16 protein-coding genes are annotated in these 20,091 nt (G+C 41.2%); 7 read left to right on the top strand and 9 right to left on the bottom strand.

The features are described from left to right. Positions 1-32: 32 nt before the first annotated feature. Complete coding sequence (locus ACKGJO_RS07480) at positions 33-989, bottom strand: pyridoxal-phosphate dependent enzyme (RefSeq protein WP_411322790.1); 957 nt, start codon at positions 987-989, stop codon at positions 33-35. Positions 990-1,387: 398 nt separating this feature from the next. Between ACKGJO_RS07480 and ACKGJO_RS07475 the strand changes: the two genes are divergently transcribed. From ACKGJO_RS07475 to ACKGJO_RS07465, 3 genes are all read left to right on the top strand, one after another. Next, positions 1,388-3,598 carry a carbohydrate binding family 9 domain-containing protein gene (locus tag ACKGJO_RS07475; protein WP_411322789.1) on the top strand — a complete coding sequence of 737 codons (2,211 nt, stop codon included), beginning with the start codon at positions 1,388-1,390 and terminating at the stop codon, positions 3,596-3,598. Between the two features lie 79 nt (positions 3,599-3,677). Further along, entirely contained in the window at positions 3,678-6,269 is a 2,592-nt protein-coding gene (locus tag ACKGJO_RS07470) for a M14 metallopeptidase family protein (protein ID WP_411322788.1), read from the top strand. A gap of 269 nt (positions 6,270-6,538) precedes the next feature. Then, a complete protein-coding gene (locus ACKGJO_RS07465) occupies positions 6,539-6,739 on the top strand; it encodes a dodecin family protein (protein WP_411322787.1) in 201 nt (66 codons plus the stop codon). Positions 6,740-6,953: 214 nt separating this feature from the next. Here ACKGJO_RS07465 and ACKGJO_RS07460 read toward each other — a convergent pair whose 3' ends face one another. The 7 genes from ACKGJO_RS07460 to ACKGJO_RS07430 form a co-directional block, all read right to left on the bottom strand. Further along, the gene (locus tag ACKGJO_RS07460) at positions 6,954-7,472 is read right to left on the bottom strand and encodes a PepSY domain-containing protein (RefSeq protein ID WP_411322786.1); all 519 of its coding nucleotides are present in this window, start codon (positions 7,470-7,472) and stop codon (positions 6,954-6,956) included. Between the two features lie 16 nt (positions 7,473-7,488). Continuing rightward, on the bottom strand, positions 7,489-9,075 hold the full coding sequence (locus ACKGJO_RS07455; protein WP_411322785.1) for an amidohydrolase family protein: 1,587 nt from the start codon (positions 9,073-9,075) through the stop codon (positions 7,489-7,491). A 74-nt stretch (positions 9,076-9,149) separates the two neighbouring features. Further along, on the bottom strand, positions 9,150-9,608 hold the full coding sequence (locus tag ACKGJO_RS07450; protein WP_411322784.1) for a methylated-DNA--[protein]-cysteine S-methyltransferase: 459 nt from the start codon (positions 9,606-9,608) through the stop codon (positions 9,150-9,152). Positions 9,609-9,630: 22 nt separating this feature from the next. After that, positions 9,631-10,446: an LEA/WHy family protein gene (locus tag ACKGJO_RS07445; RefSeq protein WP_411322783.1), complete on the bottom strand. Its 816-nt coding sequence runs from the start codon at positions 10,444-10,446 to the stop codon at positions 9,631-9,633. A gap of 345 nt (positions 10,447-10,791) precedes the next feature. After that, complete coding sequence (locus ACKGJO_RS07440) at positions 10,792-13,035, bottom strand: TonB-dependent receptor (RefSeq protein WP_411322782.1); 2,244 nt, start codon at positions 13,033-13,035, stop codon at positions 10,792-10,794. Beyond that, a complete protein-coding gene (locus ACKGJO_RS07435) occupies positions 13,036-13,530 on the bottom strand; it encodes a hypothetical protein (RefSeq protein ID WP_411322781.1) in 495 nt (164 codons plus the stop codon). A gap of 77 nt (positions 13,531-13,607) precedes the next feature. Beyond that, positions 13,608-13,913 carry a hypothetical protein gene (locus ACKGJO_RS07430; protein ID WP_411322780.1) on the bottom strand — a complete coding sequence of 102 codons (306 nt, stop codon included), beginning with the start codon at positions 13,911-13,913 and terminating at the stop codon, positions 13,608-13,610. Positions 13,914-14,023: 110 nt separating this feature from the next. Between ACKGJO_RS07430 and ACKGJO_RS07425 the strand changes: the two genes are divergently transcribed. The 3 genes from ACKGJO_RS07425 (at position 14,024) to ACKGJO_RS07415 (ending at position 18,867) form a co-directional block, all read left to right on the top strand. Next, entirely contained in the window at positions 14,024-14,362 is a 339-nt protein-coding gene (locus ACKGJO_RS07425) for a hypothetical protein (protein ID WP_411322779.1), read from the top strand. Between the two features lie 147 nt (positions 14,363-14,509). After that, entirely contained in the window at positions 14,510-17,182 is a 2,673-nt protein-coding gene (ppdK, locus tag ACKGJO_RS07420) for a pyruvate, phosphate dikinase (RefSeq protein ID WP_411322778.1), read from the top strand. A 200-nt stretch (positions 17,183-17,382) separates the two neighbouring features. Then, entirely contained in the window at positions 17,383-18,867 is a 1,485-nt protein-coding gene (locus ACKGJO_RS07415; protein WP_411322777.1) for a dihydrolipoyl dehydrogenase family protein, read from the top strand. An 81-nt stretch (positions 18,868-18,948) separates the two neighbouring features. Here ACKGJO_RS07415 and ACKGJO_RS07410 read toward each other — a convergent pair whose 3' ends face one another. Then, on the bottom strand, positions 18,949-19,500 hold the full coding sequence (locus ACKGJO_RS07410) for a DUF4168 domain-containing protein (protein ID WP_411322776.1): 552 nt from the start codon (positions 19,498-19,500) through the stop codon (positions 18,949-18,951). Between the two features lie 259 nt (positions 19,501-19,759). Between ACKGJO_RS07410 and ACKGJO_RS07405 the strand changes: the two genes are divergently transcribed. Continuing rightward, a complete protein-coding gene (locus ACKGJO_RS07405) occupies positions 19,760-20,068 on the top strand; it encodes a YgiW/YdeI family stress tolerance OB fold protein (RefSeq protein WP_411322775.1) in 309 nt (102 codons plus the stop codon). The last annotated feature ends 23 nt before the right edge of the window (positions 20,069-20,091 follow it).

Below are 20,091 nucleotides of genomic sequence, written 5' to 3'. Positions count from 1 at the left end.
AATGAGGGCAAAAGTTTCAAATTGCTAAAATTTCACCAAGGTAAATTATCGAGATCCACATTTCCACCTGTGATGATGATACCAACTTTTTTCCCATCGATTTCAATTTTTTTATCAAATACAGCCGCCACGGGTACCGCACAAGAAGCTTCAATGATCATGTTCATACGCTCCCATATAAACCGCATTGATTCAATTATAGAATCTTCACTGACCGTGGCTATGTCATCTACATTATTTGTGATGATGGAAAAAGGCAATTGTCCCAACGACGTTCTTAATCCATCAGCGACCGTGTTAGGATCTTTGACAGGAATAAGTCTACCTGCTTTAAACGATCGATAGGCATCGTCTGCCATTTCCGGTTCGGCTCCAATCACTTTTATATTGGGCTTAATGGCCTTTGCCGAAATGGATGTGCCGCTCAGGAGTCCACCGCCGCCCACCGGGGTGATGATCAAGTCAAGGTCTGGTTTGTCTTCGAGTAATTCGATAGCTGCTGTTCCTTGCCCCGCAATTACACGGGCATCATCATAAGGATGAATGAATGTAGCCCCGGTTTTTTGTACAACTTCCTCAAGCGTTGTTTCTCGTGCTTCCAGTGTGGACTCACAAAAAGTAACCTTAGCTCTATAACCCTTAACAGCCTTAACTTTTACTTTGGGGGCATTTTCAGGCATTACTACGTAGGCCGGAATACCCCGGATTTTTGCAGCAAGAGCGACAGCTTGGGCATGATTACCGGATGAATGAGTGGCTACTCCCTTTCGGGCTTCTTCCTCACTCAGCGAAAAGACTGCATTACATGCTCCCCTGAATTTAAAGGCGCCTACTTTTTGAAAATTCTCGCATTTGAAAAAGATATTCGCACTCGCTCTTTTATCCACGCTTTTGCTAGTGAAGATCGGTGTACGATTAGCATATTTTTTTATGATCTGTTGGGCTGTTTTAACATCATCAAGATCAGGTCCTTTTAACGTTGGTGTCATAGTTTTTGGGTTCTGATTAGAGTTATTGGATACCGACATCTCATCTGTCAGATAAATAGACTTTTGCTATGTTAAAATCAGGATCAAAGTAATCTAAATGCAGTAATCATGGTAGAACATTAAAAAGGCTATTCAAAATAAGGAAGAGCCGATCTTGTTTCATGGGTAATTTTAATTAAAACTGGCAATGTCCAAAAATCTAATACTAAAAAGTAACACTTGAATTTTACAGTCTTCATTTTCAATGTTTAACAAAGCTTTTCCCATTGTTAAAAATATCCGTCGTTTATTTGACATAATTGAAAAAAACTAAATCCGTTAATCGTTGAGTTACAACGCAATAAAAAATATGAGTCTATTAAATGTGGTGTAAAGTTATCTGTAGTTGTCTTTTAACATTGATACTGACCGGAAAAGGTTTTTCCCAGTCTGCAATAAAAATTCAACGGCTAACAGAACCTATTACACTTGACGGCATCATTGATGAACCGGTTTGGGATGAGATCGAACCCTACCAAATGTATCAATATGAGCCTGTTTACTTAGGTCAGATGAGTGAAAAAACAGAGATCAGAACTGCTTATGATGATGAATTTTTATACATATCAGCTAAGATGTTTACTCATGACCCATCTACCATTTCTGCCAATAGCTTATATCGGGATAGATACAGTGGAGACGATGTTTTTGCAGTAATATTGGATCCATTTAACGACGACCAAAATGGGATGCGTTTTTTTACCACTCCAGCCGGAACCAGGTTTGATCAATCTATCTCAAATGACGCAAATACCATTGGAGGAAACAGGCCAATAAACAGCAGCTGGAATACGCATTGGGATGTAGAGACCACGCAAACGAAGGAGGGATGGTTTGCCGAAATGAGGATCCCATTCTCCAGTATCGGTTTCCAAAGCAATAATGGGATTGCAGAAATGGGTTTGATCGTTTATCGATGGTTGTCTCATCATAATGAAAGACATATTTATCCACAGATACCGCCTAATTGGGATGAAGGGAAGATAAAACCCTCCAAGGCAAAGGATATTATACTTACCGATGTGAATGCCCCAAGACCGATATATTTCACTCCTTACGCATTAACAGGTTTTCTTCAGCAGAATACAAATACACTAAATGAATCAGGTAGCTCTTTCGTATATGATGAAGATTTTAAAAATGAGTTTGGCTTCGACATTAAATACAATGTCACCAATAATCTAACAATGGATCTCACTGCAAACACTGATTTTGCCCAGGTAGAAAATGATGAGCAGCGGCTAAACTTAACTCGTTTCTCAATTTCTTATCCGGAAAAAAGGCAATTTTTTCAGCAACGATCAGCACTTTTTGATTTTAATTACGGTGACACCCGCCTCTTTTACAGCCGTAGGATAGGCTTGGATAATGCCGGAAATCCGGTTAGAATTTATGGTGGGGCTCGCTTAACAGGAAGAGTAGGTGACTTGGACGTAGGTTTTTTAAATCTTCAAACAGCGTCAAGTGCGTCGCTACCTTCAGAGAATTTTGGTGTGTTAAGATTGAAAAAAGGTATACTAAATCCCAGTTCTTATGCAGGTGGAATTTTCACCAGTCGCATTGGTGCTGATGGGAACTCGAATGTAGTATTAGGTCTTGATACCGACCTGAATTTATACCGTGACGATTATTTGACGTTCCGGGTCAGCCAATCTATAGACAGCGATGTACCTGAAGGCAGAAGAAATAATTTTAGTAATAATAGCATATTTAGACTCGCCTGGGAACGTAGAGCAAGTACAGGACTATTTTATCGGTTTTTTGTTAACCGCACCGGTCAGGATTTTAACCCCGGCATTGGGTTTTACAAAACAATAAATACTTCAGATTATTTCTATCGATTAGGATATGGATGGCGACCCGGCGAAAACTCTGCCTTTAATCAGCATTCTTTTAATATTGAGAGTTATAACATTTTAGAAAATAACTCTTATGATCTAAGGAGCCGCTTTATTGCACTCAAATGGACCAGTAACTTCAAGAATAACGGATCTATAAGGTCTTCATTTAAGTATAATCAGGAGCACTTGCTGTCTGCAGAAGCTTTCGATCTGGTCAATAAAATTTTTATTCCAGTCTCAAATTATGATTTTTTTGAAGGATCGATCAGTTACAGCTCTCCGCGTACAAGAAGGCTTATGAGTCGGGTGACCTTTGAATATGGAGAGTTTTTTGATGGGACCCGTACGCAATATAGGATCGATCCTCGTTGGGTAGCCAACCTACATCTCGAAATTTCCGGCAGTTACCAATTAACAAGGCTACGGTTTCCTGAAATTAACGGGCGTGGGCAAAAGGAATTTGATGCCCATGTTGGACGGTTAAAAAGTGAATATGCATTCAATAAAAAAATCTCAACCAGTGCATTTATTCAATACAGTAATGTAGCTGATCTGATCGGGGCTAACTTTAGGTTCCGTTATAATTTTAGAGAAGGACAAGACCTTTGGATCGTTTTTGATCAAACTATAAATACCGTACTTGATGGCCAACGATATGGTTTAGATAGTTTGCCAAGGAATGAAAATAGATCAATTCTCATCAAATACACGCATACCTTTAAAATCTAGAATATGATTTACTCTTAACAAAATACCTTTATTTTAATATCAACTTAAGCAAAATGCCTTTAATCAATCATTTTTCAATATGAAATACTTAGTTACTTTTCTCACATTTATGCTTACGTCTGCGCTTGCTTTTGCTCAGCAAGATGCTTTCGAACGCTTTCAGTTTCATCCGGATCTGAACTATAACCAAAGTATTACCTCACCGGCAGATTATCTTGGTTATGAGATGGGTGCCGAATACACCTTTCATCATCAGGTGATGGGGTACTTCAAACAATTGGAGGAGGAGTCGGATAAACTTTCTTTTCACAAATATGGCACAACCTATGAAGGTCGTGATCTTTATTATGCCGTCATCTCTTCTGATGAGAATATGAATAATATTGAATCGATACGAACTGCAAACTTGGAGTTGGCAAGTGATCCTGAATCTAACTCGATCAATGGAAAACCGGTTGTGGTTTGGATGAGTTATAATGTTCATGGGAATGAAGCTTCATCCAGCGAGGCTGCAATGCAAACGGCCTATCGTTTGGTTGCCGCAGCGGATAGTGAGACTGCAAATTGGCTGGATAATTCTGTTGTGATTATCGACCCAATGATAAATCCTGATGGCCGTGACCGTTATGTGTATTGGTATAAATCATCACGAGCTAACATTCTGAATACAGATGCAAATGATCTGGAGCATGATGAGATCTGGCCGGGTGGACGTACCAATCATTACTGGTTCGACCTGAACCGTGATTGGGTTTGGTTAGTGCATCCTGAATCACAGGGACGTATTGCTGCCTATCAAGATTGGATGCCACAGGTTCATATGGATTTTCATGAGCAAGGATTTAATAATAACTACTTCCTTATGCCTGGTACAACGCCTCGTAACAAAGAGCTTCCGGATGCCTATGAAAGCTGGTCCGATACCTTCGGAAGAGGCGCAGGTGAGGAGTTTGATAAAGCCGGTTTGAACTACGCGACGCGTGAGTCATTTGATTTCTTCTACCCGGGTTATGGTTCTTCCTATCCAAGTGTAATGGGAGGTATTGGGATGCTGGCTGAGCAAGGTGGACACAGTCGCGGCGGGCGCGCAGTAACAACCGACGACGATTATGTGTTGACCCTGAGGCAACGTGTTTTTGACCATTACTTAAATGGTGTTACCATCGTTAAGACAGCAGTTGAGAACAAAGAAGGACTTTTGGGATACTTTAAGAATTCAGTATCACAGTCCTCTCAAAGAGGAAATACCAAAGCATATATTCTGAAGAACAATGCCAATGACTACACTTATCAGGTTATAAATATGCTGATGCAGCACAATGTGCGTATCGAACGTGCTACAGAAGAATTCAATCAGCGTAATGCGTTTAGTTATTGGGATGGAAGTTCATCAACACAAAATTTTGAGGCAGGTGATTTCATCATCAAAACCGATCAACCAAAGCATTTATTTGTAAATACACTGTTCAGAAATCAATTACAGATAGAAGATTCTGTCATGTATGACATGTCCACATGGTCAGTGCCTTTGGCTTACAACTTGGATGCCGCATGGACGACGAATAGTGTTGGGGCTTCTACTGAACTTGTAACTGAAGAACTTTCTTATCCATCGGGAATGGAAAATTCCGGGGCTCAATATGCTTACGTGATAGATTGGGAGCAACGTCATGCACCGAAAGCTTTGGCTAAGCTTTGGGAGATGGGCTATAACGTCAGAAGTGCAGGACGCACCTTTTCTTATCAGGGTAAAACGTACACAGCAGGAAGTCTGATCGTTTTGGTTGGCCGAAATTATGATAAGCGAAATGAAATAACACGCGACATGCAAAAATTAGCTGATGAAGCTGATGTGGTTATCAAAGGCTTCGATACAGGTCGCATGGATACCGGAATGGATCTGGCTTCAAGCGACAGTGAGCCGGTTAACAAACCTAAAGTAGCGTTAATGATCGATTCACCATTCAGTTCTTATACTGCAGGTCAATTATGGTTCTTATTTGATCAATGGACAGAATTTGGTATCGACAGAATCCGCTCAGGTAGCTTTAACCGAATAGATCTGGCTGAATATAATGTAATCCTTATGCCCGGAGCTTGGGGTGGGCTGAACGGTGTTTGGAATGAATCGCAGATAGAGGATCTTAAGTCCTGGGTCAGGAATGGAGGCGTGCTGATCGGTACGGAGGGCAGTGGCTCATGGCTCACTAAAGACCGGTCAGGTTTCACTGATGCCGAGCTTTTCGAAGCTGCAGATGAAGATAGTTCTGATGTAGATGAAAAAGGATATACACGATATGAAGATCGTGAAGAGGTATTTGGACTGGAAAGAATTCCGGGTTCCGCATTCAAAGCCATTGTCGATAATTCCAATCCTCTGGCTTTTGGATTACCTGATCAACTTTATTCACTGAAGTTTGGAAACGATGGCATAGTACCTTCCAACTCGTTACAAACAGTCGGTTATTATGTAAATGAAGGAGAGGTTTTGGCTTCCGGTTATGCTTCCGTTGAGAACAGGGAAAATTCAAAGGGTAAGGCCTTTGCTGCTGTTCAGAATATGGGAAGCGGTAAGGTGGTATTTCTGCTAGACAATACGCAGTACCGTATGTTTTGGGTTGGTCCAAGCAGAATGGTACAGAATGCTGTCATGTTGCTTCCGGGATTTTGATAATCGAATGGACTATTAAAACAGGAAATATTCCCTTTTAAAAAAACATTATAGAAAGCCGGTTCATGCGTTTCGTTTGAATCGGTTTTTATTTCTAAGCATTTTTGACTTCTAAACATGTCTATCAGCTTATAAAAAAATGAACTAGAGGATTAGGCATATCATTGGTATGCAATGTGTTAGCTGTAATTAGCAGGAAAAGATGAAATTTTATCTATCTGTATAATGTTATTTAGACAAACAGAACCCAAACATAAATCATCAATATTATGAGTGTTACAAAAGTAATAGAAATAATAGCAGGTTCAGAGAAAAGTTTTGACGACGCAGTAGAGAATGCATTGAAAGAAGCGTCAAAATCAGTTGATAACATTCAATCAATCTATGTGAAAGAAATGAATGCCAAAGTGACTAATAATGAGATTGTCTCTTATGGTGTAAATGCCAAAGTTTCTTTCGAAGTCAGCTAAAATAAGTTAAAAATTATTTTATAGTTAAAGGCAGTTGAAAGAGCTGCCTTTTATATTGAAAAAATAATTTCGTGCCTAAACTATACGACAAAGTCCCCAGACGCATTATTTGGGTTAGCACCATGCTCAGATCAAACTCAGTAAGTAGCCTTATTAACGTAGATGGAATTTTCTAAAGTAAGGTGAATTTTATGATTTTACTGCTTTCCGTTCTTCAAGTCTTTTTTTTGTTTCTTCTTTTAGCAAAATACGGTACAAAGAATAGATACATGCCCGTGATCCATAATACAGTAACCACTAATCCTGAAGGCAGGAAGATCCACAGTTTGGCAGAATCGTGAAACCATGAACCGTCATGGAGTGACTCAAATAACTCAGACCTGCGATAAGCTACTTGCAGAACTTCTGCAGTTTCAGTATCGATCTGTATCTCCCATCGGTTAACGGCTCTCACTTTTACTATACCTTTATCTGGACGAACATCTAACCGGTCAATATCTTGCCATGTTGATATCTTTGCCTCCGGGACAGTCCTCGATGCTGAGAGTATATCATCAAAACTTATGGATGGGATTGCAGAAACTCCCTGCTGTGATGGAGGCTGAATCCAGTTCACTTCTTTTTTTACTTGCAGGAAAAGTCCTGTGATAAGGACCAAAAGAAAAGGGAGAGCGATCAGTGCGCCTCCCCATCGGTGAATTTTTCTCAGATCACGACGTGAATTCCAGCTCATATAACTTATACTTCTGTTACCAATCCAAACCGGGTTGGGTGATCTTGTAATTCTCTTTTGCTTTGGCAGCTTCTACCATGTCCTCAACATCCTTGAGAAGCTGCTTGGCATCATATACAATACCGTCTTTAATGGTGTAGCGAACACCACCTTTACGAATGGGTACGTTATCTTCATTCACGTAGATGGCTCCGGTTCCATAAAGAACCTTCAGATTCTTCATCGGGTTGGCATCTACGATCACCATATCAGCAAGTTTGCCTACCTCTATGGTGCCAAGCTCATTATCTATATCCAAAACCTCGGCTGCTTTCAGAGACGCACTTTGGAAGATCTCCAGAGGATGGAACCCCGCCTCGCGCATCAATTCCATTTCCTGGATGTAACCGAAACCGTATAGTTTAAAAATGTAGCCGGCATCGGAGCCCAAAGTAACTCGGCCACCTTTATTCTTATACTCATTTACAAATTGCATCCAAGTCCTGAAGTTTTCTTTCCAGGCAATTTCTTGTTCAGTTCCCCATTCCAGCCAGTATGAACCGTGAGAGATCTTACTTGGCTGATAAAATTCCCAAAGGGAAGGTGTAGTATATTTTTCATGCCACTCGGCTCTGCGTTGTGCACTCAGATCACGGTTGGCTTCATATATGGTGAAAGTCGGGTTCAAAGTAAGGTCCAGCTCAAGCATCTCGTTCATAATCGAATTCCATTTATCTGAACCCGGTTCTGCAGCCTGTTCCCAAAGATTTCCGGCTTCCTCAAATCGATGCTGCTCGTTATTGTAGTTATAGTCAAGTGGGTAATCCTGAATCACACGATGTTCGAACATAGCTTCAGGCAAACCATACCAATGAGTCAATGATGTTAACCCATATTGTGCGGAATGCAACGCATTGTTGTACACAACACGTGTTTGGGCGTGGTGGGTCATCGTTCCCAAACCCAGCTTGTTAGCCTCATTAATTGCTGCAGAATAAATAGCTGGCTGTGCTCCAAAGAACTTGACCCCGTCTGCGCCTTTATCGGCGATCATTCGCACCCAATTACGGGCATCTTCCGGTGTGGTGATCTCTTTACCATAATCCATTCCAAATCCGATCCATGCAGAGATCCTTGGGGCAGTGATCTCATTATTTTTACTCAGTTCTTTGTGGCGAAGTGTCCAGTCCATGCCATTAAAAGATCCCGGTTCACGAATAGTAGTAATGCCATGAGCCAGCCACAGTTTATACACATATTCAGGAACTGTACCCTGAGCATTACCACCGGTATGCGCATGCATGTCAAAGAATCCGGGCAGCAGATACATGCCTTCAGCATCTAAGATCTTAGTGTTTTCATCCGCTTGTGGGCGTCGGTTTTCGTTGATGGGGAGGCCGGGATATCCAACTGTGCTGATGGAAGTAATTCTGTTTCCTTCCACCACAATATCAACGGGACCCGTAGCCGGTGATCCGGTTCCGTCAATCAGGTTTACACCACGAATGATGAGTCGCTCGTAGGGACCGTCACCTTCGGATCGTTCAGGCGCATCAGGCATCTGAGCAAAAAGGCTAACGCTTCCAATAGTGAAAAAGAATAATAGTAGCTTCAGAGATCTCATTGGATAAGAGTTTAGTTATAAAAAAGTATATAGAGAATGTACAACTATCGGTTGATTCCGTCCGTAAAAATAAGTTAGATGAGCAAGGTCCCTTCATGTTTCAGTAACCACTCTTTTCGCTCAAGTCCGCCTGCATAGCCGGTAAGTTTATTATCTGAACTGATAACACGGTGACAAGGAATGATAACAGCAATAGGGTTTTTACTATTAGCTCTGCCTACAGCTTGTGAAGCTTTAGGATCTCCGATCTTTTTGGCGATATCACCATAGCTACAGGTTTTCCCGTTTGGTATTTCCAGCAGACTACGCCATACTGATCGTTCAAATTCGGTTCCTTCAGGTTCCAGGTCCAGCTGAAAGCTATCCCGGTTCCCTTCAAAATATTCGCGAAGCTGTGTTCGGGCTGATTCTGTATGAACATCGGGATCTTCAGGACCATCCGAATCCATGAATTTGATCTCCTTGATGGCTTTTCCATTTGAAAGAATTCGGATATAACCGATGGGGCTCTCGTAATAGCTTACGTATGTCAATGTATAAACTTTGAGTTTAGATTTATTTAAGGATATCGACTGAACCTATTTTATCAAAATTGAAGGTTGATCTTTTGAAATAAGGCAGATCAGATCCAATAAGGGTGGAGCCGGTCAGTTTGTACTCAAGTTCTTCATCACTGTTTAGCAGGTGATAAGCTGCCATGCCTGCATTAAGAAAACTGATGTTAAAAGGTAATTTAACAGTTTGAGTCGATTTTCTGTCAATCAGGATCTGATCACTGATATTTCCTGAAAAGGATCTTAGACCGTTTACCTCCAGGTCAAAATTCAGTTCGTCGACAATAAGCCGAAATGCATTTGGGTTCTGAACATTTAGTTCGACCAACAGATCTGCTCCGGATAAAGACAGATTCTGAATTGAAAAATTTGAAAGCGAGATACTCGGCTGTTTGACAACAGGTATCTTTCCGGCATATTCAACAGGCACTGTAACAGTGCCAAGCACGGGGAGATCAAAGCCAAATTCTGCGGCAAAACTGTAATCCGACTCATCCTGATCTCTCATGCTTTGAAAGGTTTGGAGTAATTCAGAAAAAGTTAGAGTGACAGGTACTTGTATAACGCTGCTTTTTTTCGCATTAATGGTCATACCACGCTGTTCATTTCCGGTCACAAAATTCTTTTCGTTGATGTCAAGAGCATAACTGTAAGAGCTCAGATCCATTTTCACATTATTAGGATTATCAATCTTTACATCGGCTGTCAGTTCAATATCCTGTAAAGTCAAACCTGTGATATTCATGTCTACAACTGATAATGAGGGTTTACTTACATCTGTAAACTCACCCAACTGTGCACATGAATGTATAAACATTAGAAAGATGAAAAATGAGGCAATCTTTATGTGCCTAAAATACCGTGTGGGAGTTGGTTTGCTACTCATTTCAGATATCAGAATTCATTTGAATTGTACGTGATCTTAAAGGTATACAAATGTTGTTATCAACCCTAATTCTTTGCTCTGAATATGATCAAAGATACATTGAAAAGAGTATTTCAAAATAATTGTAACAAAACTGTAAAATCCCACTCTTGTAAATAGCTTAGAAGTTGAGATTAATGTTTATACCCTAACAGTTAGTCGATTCTAACTCCTTAAAGCTGAAAACTAAAGCCCCGGTTCTGAACCTTCCGGGGCTTTTTCTTTATCTATGCTTTTCTAAAAATAGACCCGGTATAATATACTTACATTGCGCCCTGGTTCAGGCCTCAGATCCTTTATACGTGAAAGGTGGTCATAATATTCCTGATTAAGGAGATTATTGGCGTTAAGTGAAAAGGTGTGCAGTAATTTTCCGCCTTCAATACGGTACTGGGCAAAAAGATCTAAAAGAGTGTAGTTATCAGTTGGTGTCTCAAACTCGCCGGTACGGTCTTGTTCTGCTGAAAAGCGAACGCGCGTACCTAACTCAAGACCATCCTTGGTGTATTTAAAAGATACTTTAGAATTTAGAGGGGGGATCATCGGAAGCGGACGGGTATCACTGTTGTAACCGGTGGTCTGCTGTTCGCTTTCCGGAACATTTCTCTCAGCTATGGTATAACTCATAGAGGCATTGAGTACGAAATTTGATCTAAGAATGAATTCACCCGACAATTCAGCTCCATATAAGACCGCTTCTTCTCCCACAAATTGATAATTATTCAAATCGGGCCGGCTGTTGTTAGGCTGACCGGTATCTCTGGCGTACAGATAATTATCAAAGTTGTTGTGGAATAAAGCGAACTCTGCATTGGCTTTGGTTTGCTGATATCGGAGGAATAATTCTTTGGCCAGTCCTCTTTCAGGATCAAGCTCCGGATTCCCAATCTCATAAGAATAGGAAGCCAAATGAGGTCCCTCAGAATAAAGTTCTTCAAGTGATGGGGCTCTGAAAGAATGAAGTAAGCTTGTTCCAATTGATAGACTGCTTTTCAGGGAATATATGGCAGCAAACGAACTGGACAGGGCAGGGAAACTCCGTTTCCGAATATTTCCGATCATTGAATTGGGATCATCCTCAACGGGTTTGTTCATCACCCAGTCAAAGCGCAGTCCGCCTTCAAGATGCAGTCTATTAATGTCGGCTTCTTCAATTAGATAGGCAGCCAACTTGTAGCTGTTGGCATCAGGGGTGCTGGCACCGATAATGGCATAATCCTCCATCTCTCCCCAAAGTCCAAACGAGCCCTTATCAATAAATCCAATCTCACGGTGCTTTGCCTTGAGCTCAGCATTTGTGGTTACAAGACCGAACTGTGTTCCTAATGCGCCACTTGATTCAATTTCCCGATGGGTATAGTTTTTCAGCGAAAAGTTTCCTTCCAGCACATTAACAAATTCATTGTTCAGAATAACTTCCGATTTCAGATCATATTGAAATTTCTCCATTTCGATGTCAACCCCATTCGGGTGGCCTTGTGGATCCGGAGGAATGCCATAGTTATTGAAATAACTGCTGAATGCGCCACCCACATAACCCCAGTTCTTGATCCAGCTAACACCGACTGCATTATTTGTTGATCTGTAGTAAGTGTTGTCCGTTTGACCGATAGGGGTGGAGATATCCTGTGCTGTTCGCCCATTCAGGCTGAGGCTGACAGCAAGATCGTTGACGGGAGCAGTTACGTCAAGGGCTCCTGATAAGCCGCGGTTAACTGTTTCTCCGTTCACTGTAAAATTACCGGTTGTTTTTGACGGCGTACTGGATGCTATCTGATTTCTTACCACATTGATGACACCTCCTATAGCGTTGGCACCGTAAGCCAATGCCTGAGGTCCTCGCGCAATTTCCACTTCCTGAGCAGAGATAGGATCAATGGTTACGGCATGATCTGATGATTGAGCTGAAACATCGCCTGAACGCATGCCATCCTGAAGGATCAAAACGCGTTCCCCGCCAAGGCCACGAATAACAGGCCGGCCGGGAGCTCCACCCATTTTGCGTTCATCGAAGCCGGGCAAATTAGCCAGGGTTTGAGAGAGTGTGTTGCCTAGATTTTGTCGTAGATCTGAGCCAAAGATTTTCTTTGAAGCATGCTCCATGTTAGAGCCTTCAACATTTGTATCATTTTGTCCAATAACTTCTACCGACTGTGAACCGAGAACAGTGGATGATAGTACAATGTCGACAGTCTCATTCGCTTCTTTTATAGCGATCTCTTTTGTTTGGGTTCGATAACCGATCCGGTGAATGGTGAGAGTAAAATTACCGGCAGGTACATTCTTTAGTTCGTAATAGCCTTGTGCATCAGCCACCGATGTCCGGTTGAGTTCTTCAATGTGTACATAGGCAAATGAAACAGGTTCACCTGTTTCAGCGTCAGTTATAGTACCGGATAATATATATCTGCTATCAGCAAGAGCATTTCCATTCAGACATGCTCCTGCCAAAAGCAGAAAGGATATAATTAAATATCTCAATTAATTACCTGTTGATTTTGCAACGGGAGCAGGAACCACAGTTATTCCGATAGCCGGGCTTTCAAAATCAGGGTGATCATCATGCATGAGTCGTAAAGTCAGGTTTGCAGTTCCTTCCTGAAGACCTAATACGTGAAACTCCCAGAACTCACCTTCATGTTGTTCGGTGGCAATGATATTGGTGTCCGAGATCTCAAAATCCAGATAGACTTCTGGTTCGTCCGGCACATATTCATTTCCATCATCATCGATGAAAAATACATTGATCAATGCTGTTTCATCGCCGGCTTCGATCTCAGGGAAATTATTCACAAGATCCTGATTAGGATACTTCTCAACAATATTATCGCCGTTGAGCTTTAAAACAAATCCTTCTGCATCCTGATGCATTTCTTCTTCAGAAGAAGCAGAATTTGAACATGAGATTCCTACAGTTGCTATTAAAAGCAGTGCTAAAACGTTCTTAATTACCGAAAATAGGTTATACTTTTTCATTGGTATATATGATTTAATAGTGAAATTATAAGTTATAAGCCTGTCATCGAACAGCTGAGACAGGCAAGCTTTTCAAATCAAATCATAAATGGAGGGGCACGCCCGAGAAGAGTATCGTGGACTTCTGTGGTTAGCATTAATTCCTGAACTTCAACCAATGTTTCCTGAAATTGAAGCAGAGTGTTAAAGTCTGTCGGGTTATCACCTGAATTTACAGCAATAAGCCCGGTAACAGGACATAAAAGCTCATTTTCAGTGTAATGTTGCTCCTCAGCGTGATGGAGACAAAGTAAGCCATCGCTATGATGATGCATCATAGAGAGCATTATTCCGAACACACCAAGTGTTAGAAATATAGTGGCTATATTGGTTTTTGACCTCACGCTGAATAGGATTATTTAATTTTGTACTAGTATGAACTGATTATCGTAATAAATCAGTTCATTATTATGTCTGATAAACAAATTATTACACATTTTAAAATACACACTTTATGGCTGAATTGATAGAAACAGTACAAACATGGTTTTTCAGCCTGGGCGATAATTATGGCGTGAATCCCATTATTTTTGGAAGTATCTATGTGGGTGCTATTCCATTTTTCACCTTAAGTGTCGGATGGTTGGTGAATAACTATAGGAATGAGAAGTCTGTTGTATTTCCAGCGATATCTTCTGCTTTTTTCTTTATATCAGCTTATCTATATCTTATGATAGTTGGTCAAAATGTTCCTCTATGGGTATACGGGATCGTAATTTTGATGATCATTTACGGAGCTTATTCAACTTACAAAAATGTGAAAGATCGCATACAGCAAGGGGCAGAGTCTTAATTTTTATTCATAAAAGCGCTTTTCCGGGCTACATATTTACTTCACATTAGAATTGCATTTTTTAATTGTTCGGTTCAAAACCCGGTAAGTAAGGACATTGGGGAATGGACCTAATTCTCAATAATGCTAACAAAATGAGGTAACGATATGGGTCTATCAGATAATTATGTGTACCGCTTTGGAAAGTTGAACACTGATGGCAACCGGAAAATGAAACAACTTCTGGGCGGAAAAGGAGCTAATCTTGCTGAAATGAGCACCATCGGTATTCCCGTCCCTCCGGGCTTTACGATCTCAACCAAAGCATGTAAAGCAACCATCGATAATGAAATGAATTGGCCTGAAGGTCTTGATGAGCAGATCAAAAAGGGCGTTGAGCATGTTGAAACTGAAATGGGTTTGAAATTTGGTGATGAAAAAGATCCATTATTGATATCTGTTCGTTCCGGAGCGGCTGTTTCCATGCCTGGGATGATGGATACTATTCTGAACCTGGGAATCAATGATAAGGTAGTTGAAGGCATTATTCGAAAGACCAATAACGAACGTTTTGCCTACGATAGCTATCGCCGTTTTATAGATATGTTTGGTGATGTGGTAATGGGCGTAAGTCATGATCACTTTGAGGAAGCCTTTGAGAACATGAAGAAAGAAATTGGGGTTGAGCAAGACCTTGATCTCAGTGCGGAGAATCTTAAAGAACTGACTGAGCGATATAAAGCCATCTACAGAAAAAGAACGGGTCATATGTTTCCTGAAGACCCGATGGAACAGCTCAAATTTGCAGTGAATGCGGTATTCAATTCATGGAACAGTGCACGAGCAGTCAAATACCGACAAATAAGCAATATACATGGACTGATAGGTACAGCTGTGAACGTACAGGCTATGGTATTCGGAAATATGGGAGAGACAAGCGGTACCGGTGTTTGTTTTACGAGAAATCCGGCTACCGGAGAAGCCAAGCTTTACGGTGAATATCTGATCAATGCACAAGGTGAGGATGTTGTTGCCGGAATTCGTACACCTAAACATATTGATGAACTTGAACAGGCTAATCCTGAAAAATATAATGAGCTTTTAAAGCATACCAGAAAACTGGAAGCTCACTACAAGAATATGCAGGATATCGAATTTACCATTCAGGATGGTGACCTGTATATCCTGCAAACCAGAAATGGCAAACGTACCGGTACAGCTGCAGTCAAGATCGCGGTAGATATGGTGAATGAAGGTGTATTAGGTAAAAAAGAAGCCATCATGAAACTTGTAGATCCTGAGCATATAGAGCAATTATTGCATCCTCAGTTCAAAGATCTCGAAGATGGATCCAAGATACTTGGTAAAGGGTTGCCTGCTTCACCGGGGGCAGCGGTAGGTAAGGTTGTGTTTGATTCCGGTAAGGCTGAAAAATCAGATTATTCAGTGATCCTGGTTCGTATTGAAACCAGCCCTGAAGATGTAGGCGGTATGTCTTCTGCTGAAGGTATACTGACCTCACGCGGAGGTATGACCAGTCATGCTGCAGTAGTTGCCCGTGGGTGGGGTAAGCCCTGCGTGGCAGGTTGCAGCGATATCGTCATAAATTATAAGAGCGCTTCTTTTACAAATGGTGAGGTTACCGTTAAAGAAGGTGACTTTATCTCTCTTAATGGAAGCACCGGTGAAGTTATTTTGGGTAAAAAGGAATTAACGGAACCTGACTTCGGTAAAGAATACCAAACATTCATGAACTGGGTTGCGGAAGTGGAAGAAATGAAGGTTCGCACCAATGCTGAAACCCCTGAAGATGCCACTGCTGCCCGTGGTCATGGGGCGGTGGGTATTGGACTTGCAAGAACCGAGCATATGTTCTTTAAACCCGGTCGCGTGAATTTCATGCGAAAAATGATCATTGCCAATAATAAAAAAGAACGTGTAGCTGCTTTGGATAATCTACTTCCTTTTCAAAAGCAGGATTTCATCGAGATCTTTGAGGCCATGGAAGGTTTGCCTGTGACGGTCCGTTTACTGGATCCGCCTCTTCATGAATTCCTGCCGCAGGAAGAAGAAGAGATCAAAAAGGTTGCAAAAGAACTTGGCGTAACCGCTGTAATGTTGCAGAACAAAGTGAATCAACTTAAGGAATTTAACCCAATGCTGGGTCACCGGGGCTGCCGGCTGGGTATTACCTATCCAGAGATTACGGAAATGCAAGCTCGTGCCATCATCGAAGCGGCTATTGAACTCAAGAAAGAAGGTAAAGAAGTTCTTCCAGAGATCATGATTCCGCTGGTTGGTGGAATTGAAGAATTCAGAAATCAGCGAAAGGTGGTTGAGAAAGTGGCCAAAAAGATCCTTGAAAAAGAAGATATCTCTCTTAACTACAAAATCGGAACCATGATCGAGGTGCCTCGGGCAGCCATTATGGCCGATCAGATTGCCGAAGAAGCTGATTTCTTTTCATTTGGCACCAATGACCTGACTCAAATGACCTTTGGTTACAGCCGTGATGATGCTGTTAAGTTCCTGCCAACCTATGTTGAGAAAGGAATTTTAAAGCAGGATCCATTCCAGGTGCTTGATGAAGAAGGTGTTGGGCAATTGGTACAGGCTGGTGTTCGCTTAGGCCGAATGGTCAACAAAGGCCTGAAGATCGGTATTTGTGGAGAACACGGAGGCGAACCTAACAGTATACGCTTTGCTTATAATTCAGGGCTTGATTATGTATCATGTTCACCATTCAGAGTTCCTGTAGCTCATTTAGCGTCAGCTCAGGCATCACTTAGAAAACAATCAGATGCTCAAGAGCAGGAAGCATCGAATGCCCAAGAAGTTTGATCTGAATTAAACTTAAAATGAGTCACAAAAAAGGCAAAGAGTTATAAGGCTCTTTGCTTTTTTTATTTTGTTTTGAATAGAATAGATAGGTAAGAAAACTGTGTCCTCGTAGTGTCTTGAAGTTTCAACAGTGAATTCTATCAAAGATATATATGTATACTGATCTTAGTTAGATGAAATTACACATAAGCAAAGGAAACATGACTAAATATGATTATGATATGATTGCGATCGGCGGCGGAGCAGCAGGTCTCACCGCGTCCGGAATAGCTGCAAATTTTGGTGCAAAAACTATGATGGTGGAAGCTGATCGGCTGGGAGGCGACTGTACCTGGACCGGCTGTATTCCTTCCAAAACATTGCTTAAAGCCGGAAAAGTAGCTAAGCAGATCAGGCAGGCCGGAAAATTTGGGCTGATAGATGGCGAACCGGATATCGATTTCAACAAGGTGATGCAGCATGTGGATGATGTGCGGAAGGCAGTATACGTAGATGCCGATCGTCCCGAGATATTTGAGGAGATGGGCATCAAGGTTGTGTTTGGAAAGGCATCTTTTGCAGACCCATACACCATAGAAATAAAGCTGTCTAATGGGCAATTGGAAACTGTTTCATCCAAAAAATTTATCATAGCCACAGGAGCCAAACCTTTTATACCGGACATTTCCGGTTTGGATGAGGTAAATTATTTAACCAACGAGAGTTTGTTTGAAATAGAGGATCTGCCCAAAGACCTTATTATAATCGGTGGAGGACCTATCGGTACGGAAATGTCACAAGCCTTTGTGAATCTGGGATCCGGAGTCACTGTGATCGATATGGCACCAAATATATTAGCCAATGATGACCCTGAACTTGTGGATATCTTAAAGGCTGTACTTGAGCAACAAGGGGTGAAGTATGAATTAGAGGCTTCCATCCAAAAGATTGAACAGGGTGAAAAGTCATTAAAAGTTCATTTTATAAGAGACGGAGAAGCAAAGGTTATCGATGGAGATGCACTGCTGATGGCAACGGGACGAAGAGCAAATATAGCTGATCTTAACCTTAAAGCTGCAGGTGTTGAGACTGAAAATGGGAATATTTTGGTCAATGAGTCATGCCAAACCAATCAAAGGCATATTTACGCGGCAGGTGATGTTACAGGCAGGTATCAGTTTACGCATATGAGTGATCATATGGCCAAGGTCGCCGCAACCAAATCACTTCTAAAGTTCTTTCCCATGAAAATTGAAAAGAATATGGTTTCATGGGTGACCTTCACAGACCCCGAATTGGCTCACGTTGGTAAGACGGAACAGCAACTTAAAGAGGCAGGTCTGAAATTTGAGGTATACAGATTTCCCTATTCAAAGATCGATCGCGCAATTACTGATGGAGAAACCACCGGTTTGATAAAGATTTACGCAAAAAAGTTATCCGGAAAAATACTTGGTGCCTCAGCTGTCGGCGCTCATGCAGGTGAGATTATCTCAGAGTATGCTCTTGCCATAAAAAATGGAGTGAGCATGAGGGGTATAGCTGATACCATTCATCCATATCCGAGTTGGGGGTTAGGCGCAAGGCGGGCCGCTGATCAATGGTACATAAGAAATCAAAGCGAATGGTCAGTTAAGCTGATCAAAACCTTGTTTGGCTACCGGGGAGAAATACCTGATTATAGTGATAAAGATCGGGTTGTTTAGGTCTTTCCTTCAGGGTGATATATAAAAAAAAGGAAAGAGCTAGCTCTTTCCTTTTATGAATATGTTAATTTTCACCAGCTTTTATTGGTCTTGTGGCTGTCCCTGGCCTTGCTGCATCTTCTCCATCATTATTTGCTGGATACGCTGCTGTAATTCCTGGTCTTCCTGAATAGCTGCGTTTATTTCCATAAATCGGTTCATTTCCATTCCCTCGGCTTCTACTGCATCCATCATGTCTGATTCAACATCAGCTTGCATGCCTTCTATCTTTTGTGATGCAGCTTCAAATTTTTCTATGTCCTCATCACTGACATCCAGATCGGAGTCACTCTGATCATTATAACGGGATTCCGCTATGGTGTTATAGGTTTGAACATCAAGCTCTTCCTCTTCCACCGCAGCCAGCATTTCTTGCTGGGATCCCATTTGAATTTGTTGGGCTACCATTGAAATTTCTGCAAATGTTTCCAATTCTTCATCAGACACATTTACATCAACTGGATTTTGATTGGGCTGAAACTGTTGCTGAGTCGGTGGGTTTTGCTGTGTATCTACTTGTGATTCGTTTTCTTGATCTGAACTGCAGGCCATCATTGCTACTGCAAGGATGATGGATAAAAAATATTTAAGCATAGTAAGATTTAGATTTTATTAGTTTTTTAGTAAACCTAACGATGCTTTTGCAGTTCTGTTCCCTTTTTTCTGAGATTTTAAAGGATTTAACTTATTGATGAATGCACCCTACTTAAAAGAGTTTCATCCGACCCTCGCTCTTGAAAATATTGTGTATTTGGAACCCAATCGACATTAAATTGATTTATACATGTAAATACAATAAAAAATAGATTTTATGAGACATTTTATAATTATATTCTCATCAATAATATTAACAATGTTGAGTTTTAACCCTCTGTTAGCTCAAGATACAGGCTCCCTTGAATTAAGCACAGTGATCGAAGTGTCTCAAATGGAAGATGACAGTGAGGTTATGCTGGAAGGATTCATAGGGGAACAGGTTGGCGACGATAAGTACCTATTTAAAGATGACACCGGTACGATGACCATCGAAGTAGAAAATGATACCTGGAGAGGTCAAAATGTAAATGAAGATATCAAAGTGAGAATTGTCGGTGAATATGAGAAAGACGCCGGCAGTGAGGAAATTCAGGTTGAATGGCTTGAGATTGTTGAACTTGAATAAACCTGCCCGAATTTCACGATCTT

The organism is Gracilimonas qinghaiensis (genome assembly GCF_046602855.1).
Taxonomy (GTDB): domain Bacteria; phylum Bacteroidota; class Rhodothermia; order Balneolales; family Balneolaceae; genus Gracilimonas.
The sequence above is the reverse complement of the archived record's forward strand: the minus strand, read 5'-3'. Positions and strand labels throughout refer to the sequence as shown.